At 74.6% G+C, this 19132-nt stretch carries 15 protein-coding genes and 1 pseudogene; 13 read left to right on the forward strand and 3 right to left on the reverse strand.

The annotated features are described in order from the left end of the window. Positions 1-560 precede the first annotated feature (560 nt). Positions 561-1325 carry a hypothetical protein gene (locus ACGF1Z_RS32015; RefSeq protein WP_393009761.1) on the forward strand — a complete coding sequence of 255 codons (765 nt, stop codon included), beginning with the start codon at positions 561-563 and terminating at the stop codon, positions 1323-1325. Between the two features lie 85 nt (positions 1326-1410). Here ACGF1Z_RS32015 and ACGF1Z_RS32020 read toward each other — a convergent pair whose 3' ends face one another. Further along, complete coding sequence (locus ACGF1Z_RS32020; protein ID WP_393009547.1) at positions 1411-2700, reverse strand: DUF1015 family protein; 1290 nt, start codon at positions 2698-2700, stop codon at positions 1411-1413. An 84-nt stretch (positions 2701-2784) separates the two neighbouring features. Here ACGF1Z_RS32020 and ACGF1Z_RS32025 point away from each other — a divergent pair, with 84 nt between their 5' ends. The 4 genes from ACGF1Z_RS32025 (at position 2785) to ACGF1Z_RS32040 (ending at position 7114) form a co-directional block, all read left to right on the forward strand. After that, on the forward strand, positions 2785-3846 hold the full coding sequence (locus tag ACGF1Z_RS32025; RefSeq protein ID WP_393009548.1) for an HAD hydrolase-like protein: 1062 nt from the start codon (positions 2785-2787) through the stop codon (positions 3844-3846). 420 nt (positions 3847-4266) lie between these two features. Beyond that, the gene (locus ACGF1Z_RS32030) at positions 4267-5226 is read left to right on the forward strand and encodes a FecCD family ABC transporter permease (RefSeq protein WP_393009763.1); all 960 of its coding nucleotides are present in this window, start codon (positions 4267-4269) and stop codon (positions 5224-5226) included. Next, positions 5223-6254: a FecCD family ABC transporter permease gene (locus tag ACGF1Z_RS32035; RefSeq protein ID WP_393009549.1), complete on the forward strand. Its 1032-nt coding sequence runs from the start codon at positions 5223-5225 to the stop codon at positions 6252-6254. Before ACGF1Z_RS32030 ends, ACGF1Z_RS32035 begins: the two co-directional genes overlap by 4 nt. A 29-nt stretch (positions 6255-6283) precedes the next feature. Then, entirely contained in the window at positions 6284-7114 is an 831-nt protein-coding gene (locus tag ACGF1Z_RS32040) for an ABC transporter ATP-binding protein (protein WP_393009550.1), read from the forward strand. Positions 7115-7411: 297 nt separating this feature from the next. On the opposite strand, the gene ACGF1Z_RS32045 is transcribed toward ACGF1Z_RS32040, so the two are convergent. Next, positions 7412-7759 carry an SCP2 sterol-binding domain-containing protein gene (locus tag ACGF1Z_RS32045; RefSeq protein ID WP_389759189.1) on the reverse strand — a complete coding sequence of 116 codons (348 nt, stop codon included), beginning with the start codon at positions 7757-7759 and terminating at the stop codon, positions 7412-7414. Positions 7760-7801: 42 nt separating this feature from the next. Between ACGF1Z_RS32045 and ACGF1Z_RS32050 the strand changes: the two genes are divergently transcribed. The 6 genes and pseudogenes from ACGF1Z_RS32050 to ACGF1Z_RS32075 all read left to right on the forward strand — a co-directional run bounded on the left by ACGF1Z_RS32050 (position 7802) and on the right by ACGF1Z_RS32075 (position 13794). After that, positions 7802-8092 carry a hypothetical protein gene (locus ACGF1Z_RS32050; RefSeq protein ID WP_393009551.1) on the forward strand — a complete coding sequence of 97 codons (291 nt, stop codon included), beginning with the start codon at positions 7802-7804 and terminating at the stop codon, positions 8090-8092. A gap of 7 nt (positions 8093-8099) precedes the next feature. Further along, on the forward strand, positions 8100-8915 hold the full coding sequence (locus tag ACGF1Z_RS32055; RefSeq protein ID WP_393009552.1) for a TlyA family RNA methyltransferase: 816 nt from the start codon (positions 8100-8102) through the stop codon (positions 8913-8915). Continuing rightward, complete coding sequence (locus ACGF1Z_RS32060; RefSeq protein ID WP_393009553.1) at positions 8912-9835, forward strand: NAD kinase; 924 nt, start codon at positions 8912-8914, stop codon at positions 9833-9835. Before ACGF1Z_RS32055 ends, ACGF1Z_RS32060 begins: the two co-directional genes overlap by 4 nt. A gap of 114 nt (positions 9836-9949) precedes the next feature. Next, positions 9950-11668, forward strand: a complete 1719-nt coding sequence (gene recN, locus ACGF1Z_RS32065; RefSeq protein ID WP_393009765.1) for a DNA repair protein RecN — start codon at positions 9950-9952, stop codon at positions 11666-11668. Between the two features lie 224 nt (positions 11669-11892). Continuing rightward, positions 11893-12712 (forward strand): annotated as a pseudogene (locus tag ACGF1Z_RS32070) (hypothetical protein). After that, positions 12709-13794, forward strand: coding sequence for a glycosyltransferase family 4 protein (locus ACGF1Z_RS32075; protein ID WP_393009554.1), 1086 nt, complete (start codon positions 12709-12711; stop codon positions 13792-13794). Before ACGF1Z_RS32070 ends, ACGF1Z_RS32075 begins: the two are co-directional and overlap by 4 nt. Before the next feature lie 320 nt (positions 13795-14114). On the opposite strand, the gene ACGF1Z_RS32080 is transcribed toward ACGF1Z_RS32075, so the two are convergent. Next, positions 14115-15764, reverse strand: coding sequence for a PucR family transcriptional regulator (locus ACGF1Z_RS32080; protein WP_393009767.1), 1650 nt, complete (start codon positions 15762-15764; stop codon positions 14115-14117). A 165-nt stretch (positions 15765-15929) separates the two neighbouring features. Here ACGF1Z_RS32080 and ACGF1Z_RS32085 point away from each other — a divergent pair, with 165 nt between their 5' ends. Both ACGF1Z_RS32085 and ACGF1Z_RS32090 read left to right on the forward strand, forming a co-directional pair. After that, on the forward strand, positions 15930-17465 hold the full coding sequence (locus ACGF1Z_RS32085; protein ID WP_393009555.1) for an APC family permease: 1536 nt from the start codon (positions 15930-15932) through the stop codon (positions 17463-17465). A 29-nt stretch (positions 17466-17494) separates the two neighbouring features. Next, positions 17495-19120: a flavin monoamine oxidase family protein gene (locus tag ACGF1Z_RS32090; RefSeq protein WP_393009556.1), complete on the forward strand. Its 1626-nt coding sequence runs from the start codon at positions 17495-17497 to the stop codon at positions 19118-19120. Positions 19121-19132 lie beyond the last annotated feature (12 nt).

Consider the following 19132-nt stretch of genomic DNA (forward strand, 5'->3'; position numbering starts at 1 on the left):
CCTCGTACCGTCGTGACGACCGGGGCGACAGCCGTCCGGCCTTCCGCCGTGACGAGCGCCAGGACGAGCGCCCCGGCGGCTTCCGCCGCGACGACCGTGGTGACAGCCGCGGTGGCGACCGTCGTGACGACAACCGTGGCGGCGGCTACCGCGGCGGCCGTGACGACCGCCCCCCGTTCCGCCGCGACGACCGCCGCGATGACCGTCGTGACGAGCGTCCCGGTGGTTTCCGCCGTGACGACAACCGCTCCTCGTACCGTCGTGACGACCGGGGCGACAGCCGTCCGGCCTTCCGCCGTGACGAGCGCCAGGACGAGCGCCCCGGCGGCTTCCGCCGCGACGACCGCCAGGACGACCGATCCGGTTTCCGTCGTGACGACCGCCGTGACGAGCGGCCCCGTGGGCCGCGCCGTGAGGACGACCGGCGTGGCGGCGGCGGTTTCCGCGGCCGCGACGACCGGCGCGACGACCGCGGGCGTGGCCCGCGTCGCGATGACCGGGGCGGCTACGGGCGCCGTGACGACCGCGGTGACCGCGGTGACCGCGCGCCGATCAAGCGTCTGCCGATCCCGCCGGAGGTCACCGGTGAGGAGATCGACCCGGACGTGCGGCAGGAGCTGATGAGCCTGCCCAAGGGTCTGGCCGAGGACGTCGCCCGTAACCTCGTCATGGTCGCGCAGCTGATCGACGAGGAGCCGGAGAAGGCCTACGAGTACTCGCGCATCGCGCTGCGGCTCGCCTCCCGTGTCGCCGCCGTCCGTGAGGCCGCCGGCTTCGCGGCCTACGCGACGCAGAAGTACGCCGAGGCGCTGGCCGAGTTCCGGGCCGCGCGGCGGATGACCGGCAGTGTCGAGCTCTGGCCCGTCATGGCCGACTGCGAGCGCGGTCTCGGCCGCCCGGAGCGGGCGCTGGCCATGGCCGGCGAGGCCGAGGTGCAGAAGCTGGACAAGGCCGGCCAGGTCGAGATGCGTCTCGTGGCCGCCGGTGCCCGCCGGGACATGGGCCAGCTCGACGCGGCGATCGTGACCCTGCAGAGCCCCGAGCTGGCGTCCAACGCCAACCACCCGTGGACCGCGCGCCTGCGGTACGCGTACGCCGACGCGCTGCTCGCCGCCGAGCGGGAGCGTGAGGCGCGCGAGTGGTTCGCGAAGGCCCTGGAGGCCGACAAGGACGGCTCCACGGACGCCTCCGACCGGCTCGCCGAGCTGGACGGGGTCGAGTTCGTCGACGCGTTCGACGACTCCGAGGAGGCCGACGCGGAGCACGGCGACGCGGAGGGCGACGACCAGGACGCCGACGAGCCGCGCGAGGGCGACGAGGGCTGACGTCCCGCACGGCTGACGTACACGAAGGGCGGCACCCCCGCGAGGGGGTGCCGCCCTTCGGCGTTTCCGCAGCTCCCGGGGCCGGTCAGTCCAGGGCCAGGCTGCGCAGCACCAGGCCCGTCGCCGGCTTCGGGCCGAAGGAGGTCGACTTGCGGGGCATCGTGACGCCCTGCCGCGCCAGGTCCCGTACGACCTCCTCCTTGACCGGGTGCATGAGGACCGCCGTACCGCCGCGGCGTTCCGCCTGCTCGACCGCGGCCCGGGTGTCGTGGATGTAGCCGATGTCCTCGGGGGAGTCCTCCGGGATGTGCCAGACGTGGTCGAGAAGGGTGGAGTGCAGGACCGTGGCGTCGAGGGTGCGCCAGGCCTCGGGGCGGTCGGTGGGGACCGTACGGGCCAGGAGCCCGGGATCGGGGCGGTCCAGGAGGTGGAAGGCGCCGTCGCCGGCGAGGAGGAAGGCGTTGCCGCCGGCGGTGGCCGCGGCCAGGGCCTCCAGCGCGGCCGGGAGGGGGCCGTCGACGCGCGTCACACGGAAGGCGTCGCCGAGGGCGGCGAGCGCGCCGGCGACGGGGAGGCGGTTGAGGAGCCGGTGGATGGCGCGGACCCGGAGCGGGTAGCGGGCCGTGTCGACGAGCAGCACCAGGCCGTGGTTCCACGGGCCGGGCGCGGTGTGCTCCTCGCGGAGCCGCAGATAGGTGGCCCAGCGGTGGTGGCCGTCGGCGATCAGGGCCTGGTGGCGGCCGAGTTCGGCGGCGACGGCGGCGAGGTCGGCCGGGTTGGTGACGGCCCAGAGGCGGTGGTGGAAGCCGTCCTCGGTGGTGGTGGAGAGCAGTGGCTCGCGCTCGACGGCGCGGTCGACGACGGATCCCGCGCCGTCGCCGTCACCGCGGTAGGTGAGGAGCAGCGGCTCCAGGTTGGCGGCCGTGGTGCGCATGAGGGCCGCGCGGTCCTCGACGACGTGCGGCATGACGTCCTCGTGGGGGAGGACGATGCCCTCGGCGGGGGTGGAGAGCTCGAGGGCGCCGATGAGGCCGCGTTGGAGGAGGCCGTCGCCGCGCTGCTCGTACACGTAGAGCGCGGGCTCCGGGTCGGGGGCGAGGATGCCTTCGGCGAGCCAGCGGTCGAGGGTGACCGCGGCCTTGCGGTGACGGGTGCCGGCGGTCATGGCCTGGGGGAGGATCAGCCGGACGATGTTGTGCGGGTCCGCGGACTCCAGGTGATGGAGTCCGTCGGGCCGGACGACGACGTCGTACGGCGGGGAGGTCACGGCGGCCAGGCTGCCGACTCGTTCGGGAACGTACCGGACGCCCCGGAAAGGGCGCAGTCGAAGACCGGGAGCGCGGACGTCGTCGGCCGCGTGACCTGAGGTATGCATCTCGACATCCTATGGGGCGGTGGCCATGAGCGATGATCTGGGCAACGGGAGAATGTCAGCCCGGCGACGTGAGGAGTACATGGCATGACGGGAATCGGCCAGCGGCAGGGCAGGTACCGGCCGGGCGGCAGTGCGCGAGCGCTGAGCGAGGCGTACGACACGGCGCTGCTCGACCTGGACGGCGTCGTGTACTACGCGGGTGGGGACGCCATCCCGCACGCCGCCACGGCGCTGGGGACGGCCCGGGCCGGCGGCATGCACCTCGCGTACGTCACCAACAACGCGCTGCGGACCCCGGACGCGGTGGCGAAGCACCTGACGGAGATCGGGGTGCCGGCGGAGGCCGGTGACGTGATCACCTCGGCGCAGGCGGTGGCCCGGCTGATCGCCGACGAGATGCCGCCCGGCTCGCGGGTGCTGCTCATCGGCGGCGAGGGGCTGCGGGTGGCGCTGCGGGAGCGGGGCCTGGTGCCGGTGGAGTCGGCGGACGACGACCCGGTGGCGGTGGTGCAGGGCTACGGCGGCCCGGACCTGCCGTGGGGCCGCTTCGCGGAGGCGAGTTACGCGGTGGGGCGGGGCCTGCCGTGGTATGCCTCGAACACCGACCTGACGATCCCGGGCCTGCGGGGGATCGGGCCGGGCAACGGCGCGGCGGTGGAGGTCGTGCGGATCGCGACGGGCGCGGAGCCGAAGGTCGCGGGCAAGCCGCTGCCGCCGATGCACCGCGAGACGGTGCTGCGCACGGGCGCCGAGCGGCCGCTGGTGGTGGGTGACCGGCTGGACACGGACATCGAGGGGGCGTTCAACGGCGGCGTGGACTCGCTGCTCGTCCTGACCGGGGTCACGGACGTGCCGCAGCTGCTCGCGGCGGTGCCGGAGCACCGGCCCACCTATGTCGCGGCGGATCTGCGCGGGCTGCTCGCGCCTCAGCCGGAGGTCACCGAGGGCACGGACGGGGCCTTCGGCTGTGGGGGCTGGTCCGCCGCGGTGCGCGGTGGGGCGCTGGTCCTGGACGGGGCGGGCGAGGATCTCGACCCGCTCGACGGCGTACGGGCGCTGTGCGCGGCGGCCTGGACGGAGGCGGGCGCCGGGGCGTCGGGCCTGGACGCGGGGAAGGCTCTGGAACGCCTGGGGCCGGTGCGCTGACCCGGAGGCGGGTGCGGTGACCGGGTGCCGGCGGGTGGGGACATGGTGTGCTCGGGGCATGGTGCGTTGGGACCTGGTGCGCTCGGGACATGGCGCGCTGGGGCACCGTGTGCGGCTCCGGTGCGGTCCATCGTGTGTCGCTGCCCGCTGCCCGTTCGCGCTGGTTGCTGCCCGCTGCCCGGCCGCCGCCCGCAGGCCGCTCGCCGAGTCCGTACACCGCGCCACCCGCACACCGATGCCGTACGCCGGTGCGCCGGGTCCGTGCGGTGGGCGGCCCCGGGCCGGGGATCGATCACCGATGGGAGGGTAGGCTAACCTAACCTCGTGTTGGTCGAGAGTCCCTCCCGTGCGAGCGCGGAGCCGGTCGGTCCTGCCCAGAAGCCGACGCGCCGGAATGCCGCGCGCGCCGTCGGACTGGTCGTGGCCACCGGGGTCCTGCTGCTGGTCTGTGTCCTGAGCATCATGATCGGCGCCAAACCCGTGCCGCTCGGCGACGTCTGGCACGGCCTGTTCCAGAACACCGGCATCCGCAACGACGTCGTCATCCACGACGTCCGCGTGCCCCGCACCCTCCTCGGGCTGCTCGTCGGTCTGGCCCTCGGTCTCGCCGGCGCCGTGATGCAGGGCCTCACCCGCAATCCGCTCGCCGAGCCCGGACTCCTCGGCGTCAACGCCGGCGCCGCCGCGGCCGTGGTGTCCGCGATCGCCTTCCTCGGCATCACGGACACCGGCGATTACGTGTGGTTCGCCTTCGTCGGCGCGGCCGTCGTCTCGGTCCTCGTGTACGTCCTCGGCGGCAGCCGCAGCGCCACCCCCGTACGGCTCGCGCTCGCGGGGACGGCGGCCACCGTGGCGCTCTACGGGTACGTCAACGCCGTCCAGCTGCTCGACTCCGCGGCCCTCGACCGGCTGCGCTTCTGGACGGTCGGCTCCCTGGCCGACGCCACCATGGACACCGTGGGACGGGTGGCCCCCTTCGTCCTCGTCGGCGCCGTGCTCGCCCTGCTCATCGCCCGGCCGCTGAACGCCATGGAGATGGGCGACGACACCGCTCGGGCGCTCGGCGCGAACCTCACCCGGACCCGGATCGTCGCGATGGTGTCCGTGACGCTGATGTGCGGCGCGGCGACCGCCGCCTGCGGGCCCATCGTCTTCGTCGGCCTGATGGTCCCGTACATCGCGCGGTCCCTCACCGGACCCGACATGCGGTGGATCCTGCCCTACGCGGCGGTCCTCTCGCCCGTCCTCCTGCTCGGCTCCGACGTCCTCGGCCGGGTGGTCGCCCGCCCCGCCGAGCTCCAGGTCGGCATCGTCACCTCGCTCGTCGGCGGGCCCGTCTTCATCCACCTCGTCCGCCGCAAGAGGATGGCCAAGCTGTGAGCACCAAGACCCTGCGGACCGGCGGACTCTCCGTACGCTACGAGCCGCGCGCGCTCCTGTCCCTCCTCGGCCTGCTGGTGATCGCGCTGGCCGCGGCGGTCGTCCTCATCGGCAGCGGCGACTTCCCGGTCGCGCCCGGCGACGTCGTCGCCACCCTCCTCGGGGGCGGGACCGACGTGCAGCGGATCGCCGTCATGGACCTGCGGCTGCCCCGGGTCCTCGTGGCCCTCCTCGTCGGCGCGGCGCTCGGCATCGGCGGCGCCGTCTTCCAGGCGGTCTCCCGCAACCCGCTCGGCAGCCCCGACGTCATCGGTTTCGGTCAGGGCTCCACGGTCGGCGCGCTCACCGTGATCGTGCTCTTCCAGGGCAGCGCGACGGCCGCCGCCGGCGGGGCGATCGTCGGCGGTCTCCTCACCGGGCTGGTGATCTACCTGCTCGCCTGGAAGCGCGGTGTGCACGGCTACCGCCTCGTGCTCATCGGCATCGGTGCCGCCGCCATGCTCACCGCCGTCATCAACTACCTGATCACCAAGGCGCAGCTGGTCGACGCGGCCCGTGCGACGGTGTGGATGACCGGCTCGCTCGAAGGCCGGGACATGGAGCAGTTCTGGCCGCTCCTCGGCGTCAGCTGCGTGCTGCTGCCGCTGATCCTCGGGCACGGGCGGGCGCTGCGGATGCTGGAGATGGGCGACGACGCTGCGTACGCGCTCGGTGTGAGGGTCGAGCGGACCCGGATCGTCCTCATGGCCGCGGCCGTGCTGCTCGTGGCCGTCGCCACGGCCGCCGCCGGCCCCATCGTCTTCGTCTCGCTGAGCGCGCCCCAGCTGGCCCGCCGGCTCACCCGTTCACCCGGTCCGAACCTCGGCGCCTCCGCGCTCATGGGCACCGCCCTGCTGCTGGTCGCCGACTGGACGGCCACCAACGCCTTCGGCGAGCGCCGGCTGCCGGTGGGCGTGGTCACCGGCGTCATCGGCGGCTGCTACCTGCTGTGGCTGCTCGTCAGCGAGCGCAAGGCCGGCCGGATATGACCATCGAGAACACCGTCAGGAGCCAGGGAATGAACGGGCAGCAGCAGGCGCAGCAGCGGCTGAGCGCCGAGTCGGTCACGCTCGCCTACGACCAGCGGGTCATCGCCCGCGACCTGAGCGTCGCGATCCCCGACCACTCCTTCACGGTCATCGTCGGCCCCAACGCCTGCGGCAAGTCCACGCTGCTGCGCGCGCTGTCCCGGATGCTGAAGCCGACCGAGGGGCGGGTCCTGCTCGACGGGCAGGCCATCCACTCGATGCCGGCGAAGAAGGTGGCGCGGACGCTCGGGCTGCTCCCGCAGTCCTCCGTCGCGCCCGACGGCATCACGGTCGCCGACCTCGTCGCCCGGGGGCGCTACCCGCACCAGGGACTGCTGCGGCAGTGGTCGCCCGAGGACGAGCGGATCACGCAGGAGTCGATGGAGGCGACCGGCGTCGCCGAGCTCGCCGAGCGGTACGTCGACGAGCTGTCCGGCGGCCAGCGCCAGCGGGTCTGGATCGCCATGGCGCTCGCCCAGCAGACGCCGCTGCTGCTGCTCGACGAGCCGACCACCTTCCTCGACATCCAGCACCAGATCGACGTCCTCGACCTGTGCGCGGAACTGCACGAGGCCCAGGGCCGCACGCTCGTCGCCGTCCTCCACGACCTCAACCACGCGGCCCGGTACGCCACCCACCTCATCGCCTGCCGTGACGGCGAGGTCGTCGCCGAGGGCCCGCCGGAGGAGGTCGTCACGGCCGAGCTCGTCGAGCGCGTCTTCGGGCTGCGCTGCCAGGTCATCGCGGACCCGCAGACCGGCACCCCGCTGGTCGTCCCGGCCGGCCGGAAGGCGCGGAGGCTCCAGCCCCTGGAGCGCTGACCGCCGGATCCCGAGGGCGCGGGGATCCCCGAAGCCCGGGGCCGCAGTGACCGCGCCTGATCCTGAAGCAGCGCTGATCCCCGGATCCCGAGGACGCGGTGACCGCCGGATGATCCTCAGCGCGCGCTGACCGTCGGCGACGCCCCCCGCAGGCGCGCTGACCGTCGGCGACACCCCCCCACAGGCGCGCTGACCGTCGCGGGAGGGGGCACCGTTGGAGCGACGACCCCCGCGGGAGCGGTGACCCTCCCGGGAGCGGACGCCGCCGGAGTGCCGCCGCCCCGGGTGCGGTGACCGCTAGAGCAGGGACCGCAGTTTCAGCAGGTCCCGGAAGCCCGCCTCCAGGCCGACCCGGCCGGAGGCCCAGGCCTTGGCGAAGTTCAGCCGCCCGTCGACCATCGCGACCAGGTCGTCGCCGGTCATCCGCAGCCGGATCTGTGCCTTCCCGGGCGGCGGGCCGGCCACCGTGTCCTCGACCTCGATCCGCCCGTCGGCCAGCCGGCCGGTGAAGGTCGTGTCCAGGTCGGTGAGGTGGCAGCTGAGGGTACGGTCGAGCGCGGCCGCGCCGCGCACCTCGCCGTCCGCCGCCGCCAGATTGTCCGAGAGCTTCTTCAGTGCCTCACGGCACTCCGTGATCGTCGCCATCGCGGTCGACCGTACCCCAGGCCTTCGCGATAGCGTCGGGGCATGAGTGACGCGACACCCGAAGCCCCACCGGAGGAGCCGGCGGAGGCGGTGCCCGCGGGAGCGGCCCCCGCCGACCCGTACGAGGCCGCCGGACCCGCCCCGCTGGGCGTCGTCCGCACCCCCACCGGACGGCCCGCCGTCGACGCGCTCCTGGACCGGCTCGGCGACGCCGACCACCTGACGGCCGACGGGCACCTCGACGTGTACGAGGATGTACACCGTGGACTGCGCGCCGAGCTGACCGCGCTCGACGCCCCGCCCGCACCCCGTCCGTACGACAACAGGAGCTGAACCGAACGTGGCAGGACCGGCACGCCGCCGTCTCGACGCCGAGCTGGTACGGCGGAAGCTGGCGCGCTCGCGCGAGCACGCCAGCCAGCTGATCGCCGCGGGCCGGGTGACCGTCGGCAAGACCGTCGCCACCAAGCCCGCCACCCAGGTCGAGACCGCCGCGGCCATCGTCGTGGCCCAGGACGACAGCGACCCCGACTACGTGTCGCGCGGCGGCCACAAGCTGGCCGGCGCCTTCGCCGCGTTCGTCCCGCTGGGGCTGCGGGTCGAGGGCCGGCGCGCGCTCGACGCGGGCGCGTCCACCGGCGGCTTCACCGACGTCCTGCTGCGCGCCGGCGCCGCCCACGTCGTCGCCGTCGACGTCGGTTACGGACAGCTCGCCTGGTCGCTGCAGAGCGACGAGCGGGTCACCGTCAAGGACCGGACGAACGTGCGCGAGATGACCCTCGACGCCATCGACGGCATCCCCGTCGACCTCGTCGTCGGCGACCTGTCCTTCATCCCGCTCGGGCTCGTGCTGCCCGCCCTGGTGGCCTGCACCGCGCCCGACGCCGACCTGGTCCTGATGGTCAAGCCGCAGTTCGAGGTCGGCAAGGAGCGGCTCGGGACCGGCGGAGTGGTGCGGAGCGCCGAACTCCGCGCCGACGCCGTGAAGAACGTGGCCCGGCGGGCGGGCGAGCTCGGGCTCGGTGTCCTCGGCGTCACCGCCAGCCCGCTGCCCGGGCCGTCCGGCAACGTCGAGTACTTTCTGTGGCTGCGGGCCGGGGCGCCCGCACTTGATCCTGCGGAAGTCGACCGCGCCGTGGCGGAAGGACCTCGTTGAGCACTGGTTCGAGCACGTCTACCGAGAACAGCCGCACTGTCTTCCTGCTCGCGCACACCGGCCGGCCGGCCGCCGTGCGCAGCGCCGAACTCGTCGTCCTCGGACTGCTGCGCTGCGGCATCGGGGTGCGCGTCCTGGAGGCGGAGGCGGCCGACCTGCCGCTGCCGCCCGCCGTCGAGAAGGTGCCGGAGGCCTGCTCCGACGCCCTCGACGGCTGTGAACTCCTCGTCGTCCTCGGCGGTGACGGCACCCTGCTGCGCGGCTCCGAGTTCGCCCGGGCCTCCGGGGTGCCGATGCTCGGCGTCAACCTGGGCCGGGTCGGCTTCCTCGCCGAGGCCGAACGCGACGACCTCGACAAGGTCGTCGACCGCGTCGTCACCCGCGCCTACGAGGTCGAGGAGCGGATGACCCTCGACGTCACCGTCTACCAGAACGGCGACGTCCTGCACCGGGACTGGGCGCTCAACGAGGCCGCCGTGCAGAAGGTGTCCCCGGAGCGGATGCTGGAGGTCGTCCTCGCCATCGACGGGCGCCCGGTGACCGGCTTCGGCTGCGACGGGGTGATCTGCGCGACGCCGACCGGCTCGACCGCGTACGCCTTCTCCGCCGGCGGACCGGTGATCTGGCCCGAGGTGGAGGCGCTGCTCATGGTGCCGATCGGGGCGCACGCGCTGTTCGCCAAGCCGCTCGTCACCACCCCGGACTCGGTGCTCGCCGTCGAGGTCGAGCCGCACACCCCGAACGGCGTGCTGTGGTGCGACGGGCGCCGCACGGTCGAGCTGCCGGCGGGTGCCCGCGTCGAGGTCCGCCGCGGCGCCGTGCCCGTCCGGCTGGCCCGTCTGCACCACGCGTCGTTCACCGACCGTCTGGTGGCGAAGTTCGCGCTGCCGGTCTCGGGCTGGCGCGGGGCGCCCCACTAGCGGGTGAACGGGGGCCGGGGGGACCCGTGCCGACCTGCGGATTCGCCGCCGGTCGGCAGGGGCCGTCGCACAGGGGCGCCCCGACCTCGTAAGGTCTTCACCGTGTTGGAGGAGATGCGGATACGGTCGCTCGGAGTCATCGACGACGCTGTCGTCGAGTTGTCGCCCGGTTTCACCGCGGTGACGGGTGAGACCGGTGCGGGCAAGACCATGGTCGTGACCAGCCTCGGGCTGCTGCTCGGCGGGCGGGCGGATCCGGCCCTGGTGCGGATCGGGGCGGGATCGGCCGTCGTCGAGGGCCGCATCGCGCTGCCCCCGGGCGCCGCCGCGGCCGCACGCGCCGAGGAGGCGGGCGCGGAGCTCGACGACGGCGCGCTGCTCGTCAGCCGTACCGTCTCCGCCGAGGGCCGGTCCCGCGCCCACCTGGGCGGGCGTTCCGTGCCCGTCGGGCTGCTCGCCGAGCTGGCCGACGACCTCGTCGCCGTGCACGGCCAGACCGACCAGCAGGGCCTGCTCAAGCCGGCCCGCCAGCGCGGCGCCCTGGACCGGTACGCGGGCGAGGCCGTCGCCGTACCGCTCGCCGCCTACGGCGAGGCGTACAAGCGGCTGCGGGCCGTCACCGCCGAGCTGGAGGAGATCACCACCCGGGCCCGGGAGCGCGCCCAGGAGGCCGATCTGCTGCGCTTCGGGCTGGGCGAGATCGAGGCGGTCGAGCCGCGGGCCGGCGAGGACGCCGAGCTGGCCGCAGAGGCCGAGCGGCTCGGGCACGCCGAGTCCCTCGCCTCCGCGGCCGCGCTCGCCCACGCCGCGCTGGCCGGGCAGCCGGAGGACCCCGAGGCCGTGGACGCGACGACCCTCGTCGCGGGCGCGGGCCGGGCCCTGGAGGCCGTACGGGCGCACGACCCGGCGCTCGCCGCGCTCGCCGACCGGATGGGCGAGATCTCCATCCTGCTGGCGGACGTCGCGGGGGAGCTCGCCGGCTATGCCGACAACCTGGACGCCGACCCGCTGCGGCTCGCCGCCGTCGAGGAGCGGCGCGCCGCCCTCACCCAGCTGACGCGCAAGTACGGTGAGGACGTCTCCGCCGTGCTCGCCTGGGCGGAGCAGAGCGCCACCCGGCTCACCGAGCTCGACGGCGACGACGAGCGCATCGACGAGCTGACCGCCGAGCGCGACCGGCTGCGCGACGAACTGTCGGAGCTCGCCCAGCGGCTCACCGACGCCCGCACGGAGGCGGCGGACCGGTTCGCCGAGGCCGTCACCGCCGAGCTCGCGTCGCTGGCCATGCCCCACGCCCGGGTGTCCTTCGCCGTCCGGCAGACCGAGGACCCCGAGGGGGTCGAGGTGGGCGGCCGCCGCGTCGCCTACACGGCGTCCGGGGCCGACGAGGTCGAACTGCTCCTCGCCCCGCACCCCGGCGCCCCGCCGCGCCCCATCGCCAAGGGCGCGTCCGGCGGTGAGCTGTCCCGCGTGATGCTCGCCGTCGAGGTCGTCTTCGCCGGTACGGACCCGGTGCCGACGTATCTCTTCGACGAGGTCGACGCGGGCGTCGGCGGCAAGGCAGCGGTCGAGATCGGCCGCCGGCTCGCCAAGCTCGCCAAGTCCGCGCAGGTCGTCGTGGTCACCCACCTGCCGCAGGTGGCGGCCTTCGCCGACCGCCAGCTGCTCGTCGAGAAGACCAACGACGGCTCGGTCACCCGCTCCGGCGTCACCGTCCTGGAGGGCGAGGACCGGGTCCGCGAGCTGTCCCGGATGCTCGCCGGCCAGGAGGACTCCGAGACGGCCCGGGCGCACGCCGAGGAACTCCTCGCGACCGCGCGGGCCGACGCCTGAGCGCCGGGGTCCGGAACGGGCCGGGTCGGGCCGGGTCGGGCCGGGTCGGGTCGGGTCGGGTCGGGGGCCGGCCAAGCGCCGTGACCCCCGGCCCGCTTACGGTCGCCCCGTCTCGCCGATCCCCATGACCTTCTCGGTGGCCCCGTACCCCTCCGGTCTCCTCGTCTCGCCGGTCGCGCCGACAGCCCGGCAGCCGGCGCGGACCGGCCCATAGGCTGACCGGCATGCTCAGGACACGCGGCAGCGCCGGTTCGTTCGCCGTGGCCGCGGGGGTGGGGCGCGCCGCGTACGAGGGCCTGCGGCGGCTCCGCGACCCCCGCTGGGAGCGCGTCAACCACGCCGGGCGGAGCGTCGGCCTGTACGCCGGACCCGCGACCGCCCTCGGGGCCGCGGCCGGCATCCGCTCCGGCGCCGCCGCCCTCGCGGTGCTCGCGGCCGGAGCCTGCGGCGCGTACGACGACGCCCGGGGCGACGAGCGGCGCGGCTTCCGGGCGCATCTCGCGGCCCTGCGGGACGGCGAGGTCACCAGCGGGACCGTCAAGCTCTTCGGCATCGGAGCGGCCGGACTGCTCGCCGGCGCGGCCCTGAAGGAGCGGCCCGTCGACAGGCTCCTCGCCGGCGTCGTCATCGCCGGCACCGCCCATCTCGTCAACCTCGTCGACGTTTCGGCCGGGCCGGGCGGGGCTCGTCGTGCTCGCGCTCGCCGCCCCCGGACTGCTGCGCGGGCCGCAGGCCGCGGCGCCCCTGGGTGCCGTGGCGGCCGTCCTCGCCGACGACCTGGCGGAGCTCACCATGCTCGGCGACACCGGCGCGCACGCCCTCGGCGCGGCCGTCGGCACCGCCGTCGCCACCGGCCACGGGCGGCTCGGCCTCGCCGTCCACGCGGCGGGACTGGTCGCCGCGGCGGTCTGCGGGGACAGGGTCAGCGCGCTCGCACGCTCACCCATGTGGGTGAACCCGGCCGGTGAGTTGAGGCGGTCGGCACGGCAACGAAGCCACTTCGGTGCCGGAACGTGCGTGCCGGCTGGCATCCTTGGCGCGTGACACAGCTCCGTACGGTCCAAGTACTGGGCGGCGGCAGCGCGGGCAGCAGTGCGCACGTCAGGTCGCTCGCCCAGGGGCTGGTGGCAAGGGGCGTGCGGGTGACCGTGTGCGCTCCGCCCGAACTCGACGAGGTCTACGACTTCACGGGCGCCGGCGCGCGCGTCGTCCCGGTGCCGTCGTGCGGCGGGCCCGCGAGCGTCGCCGCGCTCCGCAACGCCTGCATCGGCGCGGACGTCGTGCACGCACACGGCCTCGACGCCTCGGTGCGGGCCACCCTCGCGCTGTCCGGCGGTCCCGGCCCCCGTACGCCGCTCGTCACCACCTGGCACACCCGCAGCCAGGTGGCCGGGGCGCGCGCCGGGCTCGTACGCCTCCTGGAGCGCAGGACCGTGCGCGCGGCGACCGTCGTCCTCGGCACCTCCTCCGAGCTCGTCGACCGGGCCCGGCGGCGCGGCGCCCGCGACGCCCGGCTCGCGCCCGTGACCGTGCCGGCCGCGCGGGCGCCGGTCTGCCTGCACGACGGCAAGGCCCGGGCCGAACTCGGCGCGGTGGACCGCCCGTTGCTGATGGCCGTCGGCGCGCTGGAGCCGGGGCGGGGGTACGGCATGCTGCTGACGGCGGCGCGGGCGTGGCGCGACCTCGACCCGCAGCCGCTGCTCGTCATCGCGGGGGAGGGGCCCGAACGGCCCGCGCTGCAGCGGCGGATCGCCGCGGAGGGGCTCGCGGTGCGGCTCATCGGGCGCCGGGACGACGTGGCGGAGCTGCTCGCCGCGGCGGACGTGGCCGTGCTCCCCTCGCGCTGGGAGGCGCGCTCGCTGCTCGCGCAGGAGGCGCTGCGGCTGGGCGTGCCGCTGGTCGCCACAGCGGTGGGCGGGGTGCCGGAACTCGTGGGCGACGCCGCCGAACTCGTTCCGTACGGTGACGCCGACGCCCTCGCGTCCACCGTCCGCGACCTGCTCGACGACGCGGACCGCCGCCTCGACCTGGCGGCGGCGGGGCGGGTCCAGGCGAGGACCTGGCCGACGGAGGACGAGACGATCGCGCACGTGCTGAGCGTCTACGACGAACTGTCAGGACGCTGACCCGCGCCGTGCCTTGCCCTCGGCCGGCCGGGGCGGTGCGGGGCCTTCGCTCGGACCGGCGGTGGCAGTGCCGGGGCTCCCTGGGCGAGGCGGGGGCGAGAGGCCGGGGCTCCCTGGGCGATGCGGGAGCGAGAGGCCGGGGCTCCGTGTCGACGAGCGGGGCACCGCCCCCGGACCGGCGGTAGCGGCGCCGGGGGCTCGTGGGCGAGGCGGGAGCGAGACCCGGGCCGCGTGCCTCGCCGGAGCGGTGCGGGGTGCTGCGCGACGGGGCGTGGCCGACCCGTCGCGGGCGGTAGCGGCGCCGGGGGCTCGGGCGTCGGCTACGCCGTGTGGCGGCGGGCCCGCAGGGCCAGGCTCAGGGCCAGGACCGTCTGCGGGTCGTCCAGGTCCGTGCCGAGCAGCTCGGAGATGCGGGCCAGGCGGTTGTAGAGGGTCTGGCGGTTGAGGTGCAGCTCGCGGGCCGTCTCCGCCTTGCGGCCCGCGTGGGCGAGATACGTCTCCAGGGTCGGCAGCAGCGGCGGGCGCGAGGTGCGGTCGTGGTCGCGGAGCGGGCCGATCGCGCGGTCGACGAAGGCCGCCAGGTCCGGATGCTCGCGCAGCCGCCACAGCAGCAGGTCCGTGTCCAGCCGCCGGGCGTCGTACCAGGGCCGGTCCGAGAGGCCCTGCGCCGCCGTCGCGGTCTCCGCCGCGTGCCGCAGGCCCGCGGAGGCGGCCGCCCAGCCGCCCGCGACGCCGACCACGACCACCGGCGGGGGCGCGCCCGCGCTGCCGCGGGCCCCGCCCGGGGAGGCCCCCACGAGTCCGGCCCGTTCGACCCCGGCCCGCAGCGCCGCCGCCACCCGGTCCGCGACCGCGGTGCGCTCCGACTCCGAACGGAGCCCGAGGAGCAGCGGGACGCGCCCTTCCACCGGGCGGACGCCGAGCAGCACCGGGACGCCGACCGAGGAGAGCTCCTCCAGCACCGCCCGGGCGAGCAGCGCCCAGTTGCCCGAGGGGGACAGCTCGGAGGCCAGCCGCATCACCACCGGCAGCAGCGGCCCGTCACCCGGCCGGAAACCGAGCACCCGGGCCTGGGCCGGCGCGTCCTCGGCCGTGATCCGGCCCTCGGCGAGATCGGTGAGGAAGTCGCCACGGCCGCGGGCGGCCAGCTCCTCCTCCTGCCGGGCCTGCATGAGGACGACCGCGAGCAGTCCGGCGGCCCGTTCGGCGGCCATCCGGTGCACCGGCGACAGGGGGGAGGAGACGGGAAGGAAGACCAGCCGGGCCCGTACCGAGGCGGTGCCGGGGCCGCCGCCCGGCACGTCGACGAGCACCGCGCCGGTCGGCGGCCCCGACTCGCGCGCCGCCCGCTGGCCGCGCAGCCCGTCCCACACCTGGAGCGGGTCGGCGGGCTCGGACTCGGTGCCCGCCGCGTACAGGAGCTGCCCGTCGGCGGTCTCCAGGAACACCGGGTTGAGCGCGAAGTCGGCGAGGATCCGCAGCACCTGCGGCACCCCTCCGCCGCCCAGCAGGGCCTCGGTGCACTGCCGGTGGACCTCCTCGGCCTGGCGTTGCAGCGCGTAGTGCCCGTTGACGATCTCGGTGTGGATCTCCTCCGTCACGGCGACGAACGGGACCTCGCGGTGCAGCTGGACCAGCGGCAGCCCCGCCGACCTGGCGGTCTCCACGATCGTCGCGGGCAGGCGCGCGAACCGCGGCCCCAGCTCCACCACGAGCGCCGCGATGCCCCGCTCCGCGAGCCGGCGGACGAACGCCCGCTGCTCGGCGGGCCGGGTGCCGAGGCCGAGCCCGGTGGTGAGCAGCAGTTCGCCGCCCTTGAGCAGCGAGGCGATGTTCGGGACCTCGCCCGCGTGCACCCAGCGGACGGTGCGCTGCAGCCGGTCGGCGCCCGCGACGACCTCCGGGAGCCCGCCGCGCAGACCCGGAAGCTCGAGTGCCCGCTGTACGGTGATCCCGCCCTGACTTTCCATGGACATGTGCGGACGCTACCCGCGTCCGGGTCACGGGGACATCACCACGGTGGGACCGGGCCGGACGGTTCGTACACCGGGGCGACAACTCGTCGCCCCATGGCGGCAATTGCGTGACCGCCTGTCGATTGTGGCCTGCGTCACGCGCGAGGATGCTCTCGCGGCATGGCAGAGAACCCCACCGCAGCGGGGCACCAGGCCCCGCAGGTCCACCGGCTGAAGGCGAATTCGGTCGGTCTCGTCGGCGTCGTCTTCATGGCGGTCGCCACCGCCGCCCCCATCACCGCGATGACCGGGAACCTCCCGATCGCCGTCGGCTTCGGCAACGGCACCGGAGCACCCGCCGGCTACCTCTTCGCGACGGTCGTGCTGACGGTGTTCTCCGTCGGCTACGTCGCCATGGCCAAGCGGATCACCGCCGCCGGCGCCTTCTACGGCTACATCTCGCACGGTCTCGGGCGGATCGCCGGGATGGCCTCCGGGATGCTGGCCGTCCTCGCCTACATCGTCTTCGAGGCCTCGATCGTGGGGGTCTTCTCGTACTTCGCCAAGACGACGGTGGCCGACCAGCTCGGCGTGGACCTGCCGTGGATCGGCTACGCGGCGGTGATGCTCGCGATCACGGCCGTCCTGTCGTACTTCGACATCAATCTCACGGCGAAGGCGCTCGGCGTCATGCTGATCGCCGAGATCGCGGTGCTCTTCGCCGTCGCCACCGCCGTCCTGATCGCCGGCGGCGGCCCCGACGGCATCCCCGTCGAGCCGGTCGACCCCAGGAACGCCTTCACCGGCGCCTCCGCGGGACTCGGCCTCTTCTTCGCCTTCTGGTCGTGGGTCGGCTTCGAGTCGACGGCGATGTACGGCGAGGAGTCCCGCGACCCCAAGCGGGTCATCCCGCGCGCCACCCTGATCTCCGTCGTCGGCGTCGGCCTGTTCTACATCTACGTGTCCTGGATGACGATCGCCGGCAACGGGCTCGCCGGCTCGGTCAGGCTGTCCTCGTCCGCCGCCCCGCTCGACCTGTTCTTCGCGCCCACCGAGTCCTTCATCGGCGGCTGGGCCGTCGACGCCTTCCAGTGGCTGCTGCTCACCGGCTCCTTCGCGTGCGGCATGGCCTTCCACCAGTGCGCCGCCCGCTATCTGTACGCCATCGGCCGCGAGGGCTTCCCGCATCCGGCACTCGGCCGCACCCACGCCCGGCACGGCTCGCCGTACGTCGCGTCCTTCGTGCAGAGCGTCATCGCCGTCGGCCTCGTCGCCGCCTTCTGGCTCACCGGCCAGGATCCGTACATCCACCTGTACACGCTGCTCGCGATCCTCGGCACGATGGCCATCCTCGTCGTGCAGACCCTCTGCTCCTTCGCCGTGATCGGCTACTTCCGCAGGAACCACCCCGAGGACCGGCACTGGTTCACGACCTTCACCGCCCCGCTCCTGGGGGGCGTCGGCATGGTCGCCGTGGTCGTGCTGCTGATCATGAACATGGAGACCGCGGCCGGGCTCGCCGCCGACTCCCTCTTCTTCGAGGCCATCCCGTGGACCGTCGGCCTCGTCTTCCTCGGCGGCCTCGGCCTCGGCCTCTACCTCAAGGCCCGGCGGCCCGAGCGCTACGAGGTCATCGGCCGGATCGTCCTGGAGGACGCCACCGAGCGTGCCGACACCGGCCCGGAGCCCACCCCCGCGCCCCAACCGCAGAGCTGATCCCTCCGAACCGATCACAGGAGCGCCCCATGGCACGCACCAACCCGATGCACCTCCTGAAGCAGCTGACCGCCGAGCACGCCGCCGCCCGGCGTCTGAACGTCCCCGTCGACGAGCTCCGCGGCATGAGGAACGACGCCCTCGGGCGCCGTTCGCTCCTCAAGTACGCCGCAGCCGCGGGCATCGCGGTGTCCGCCGGCACGACCGCGGCCGCCCCCGCGGTCGCCAGGGCGGTCACCCCCGCCCGGGTGGCCGTCGTCGGCGCCGGCATCGCCGGCCTCACCGCCGCCCTCACCCTCCGGGACGCGGGTCTCAGCCCCGTCCTCTACGAGGCCGACCCCGCCCGGGTCGGCGGCCGCATGTGGACCCAGCGCGGGCACTGGGCGTACGGGCAGACCTCCGAGATCGGCGGCGAGCTCATCGACACCGGTCACAAGAAGATGCTGGCGCTCTGCCGCCGCTTCGGGCTCGCCACCGAGGACTTCCTCGGCGGCGGCCCCAACGGAGCCGAGGAAGTGCTCTGGTTCAACGGCTCCTACTACCCGCGCGCCCAGGCCGACGCCGACTTCAACGCGGTCTACCAGTCGCTGCGCCGCGACCTGTCGGAGGCGGGGGAGGTGTTCTGGAACCGGACCACGCCCACCGGCACCGCCCTCGACGACATGTCGCTGTACGAGTGGATCGAGAGCAGGGTCCCCGGCGGGCACTCCTCACCGCTCGGCCGCTTCTTCGACGTCGCCTACAACGTCGAGTACGGCGCCGACACCACCGAGCAGTCCGCACTCGCCCTCGTCCTCCTGATGGGCTACCAGACCAATCCCGGCAACTTCAACATCTGGGGTCTGTCCAACGAGCGCTACCACGTCGTCGGCGGCAACGACCGGCTGCCGAACGCGATCGCCGGTGCCCTCGGACCCGGCACCCTGCGCATGGGCTGGCGCCTGGACGCCGTACGGGCCAACGCCGACGGCACCCAGACCCTCACGTTCACCGAGGCCGGGACCACCCGGACCGTCACCGCCGACCACACCGTCCTGTGCGTACCGTTGCCGGTCCTGCAACGGCTCGACCTCTCCCGGGCCGGCTTCGACCCCCGCATGACGAACCTGCTGCGGGACGCGCGCATGGGCCACTGCACCAAGCTCAACATGCAGTTCGGCACCCGGCCCTGGCGCGGCACGGGCCCCTGGCCCGGGATCTCCGCCGGCGACTGCTTCACCGACACCGAGATCCAGCAGACGTGGGACACCACCAAGATCCAGGGCGGTACCGGCGGCATCCTCCTTCAGTACGGCGGCGGCTCCCTGGCCGCGAACCTGAACCCGGCGGGTCCCTTCTCCACCGAGTCCGACCCCTATGTGCGCGATCTCGTCACCCGCTACCTGAAGGGCATCGACGCCTTCTACCCGGGCACGTCACGGGCCTACACCGGGCGCGCCCAGCTCTCCGCCTGGCACAAGAACCCGTACGCCCTCGGCGCGTACTCCTACTGGCCGGTCGGCTACCTGCACCGCTACGCCGGCTACGAGGGCACCGCCCAGGGCAACGTGCACATCGGCGGCGAGCACTGTTCCTACGACTTCCAGGGCTTCATGGAGGGCGGCGCCACCGAGGGCGAGCGGGCGGCAAGGGAGGTGATCGCCGCCCTCGGCTGACGCCGGCGGGTG

Origin of the sequence: Streptomyces sp. NPDC048018, assembly GCF_043202995.1 — a bacterium.
In the GTDB taxonomy this organism is placed as follows: domain Bacteria; phylum Actinomycetota; class Actinomycetes; order Streptomycetales; family Streptomycetaceae; genus Streptomyces.

What these genes read in the sequence shown, in the direction of transcription:
- ACGF1Z_RS32085 (WP_393009555.1), top strand. Translation starts at nt 15,930, where the DNA reads ATGGCAGAGAACCCCACCGCAGCGGGGCACCAGGCCCCGCAGGTCCAC.
- ACGF1Z_RS32020 (WP_393009547.1), bottom strand. Translation starts at nt 2,700, where the DNA reads ATGCATACCTCAGGTCACGCGGCCGACGACGTCCGCGCTCCCGGTCTT.
- ACGF1Z_RS32040 (WP_393009550.1), top strand. Translation starts at nt 6,284, where the DNA reads ATGAACGGGCAGCAGCAGGCGCAGCAGCGGCTGAGCGCCGAGTCGGTC.
- ACGF1Z_RS32025 (WP_393009548.1), top strand. Translation starts at nt 2,785, where the DNA reads ATGACGGGAATCGGCCAGCGGCAGGGCAGGTACCGGCCGGGCGGCAGT.
- ACGF1Z_RS32080 (WP_393009767.1), bottom strand. Translation starts at nt 15,764, where the DNA reads ATGGAAAGTCAGGGCGGGATCACCGTACAGCGGGCACTCGAGCTTCCG.
- recN (WP_393009765.1), top strand. Translation starts at nt 9,950, where the DNA reads ATGCGGATACGGTCGCTCGGAGTCATCGACGACGCTGTCGTCGAGTTG.
- ACGF1Z_RS32090 (WP_393009556.1), top strand. Translation starts at nt 17,495, where the DNA reads ATGGCACGCACCAACCCGATGCACCTCCTGAAGCAGCTGACCGCCGAG.
- ACGF1Z_RS32050 (WP_393009551.1), top strand. Translation starts at nt 7,802, where the DNA reads ATGAGTGACGCGACACCCGAAGCCCCACCGGAGGAGCCGGCGGAGGCG.
- ACGF1Z_RS32045 (WP_389759189.1), bottom strand. Translation starts at nt 7,759, where the DNA reads ATGGCGACGATCACGGAGTGCCGTGAGGCACTGAAGAAGCTCTCGGAC.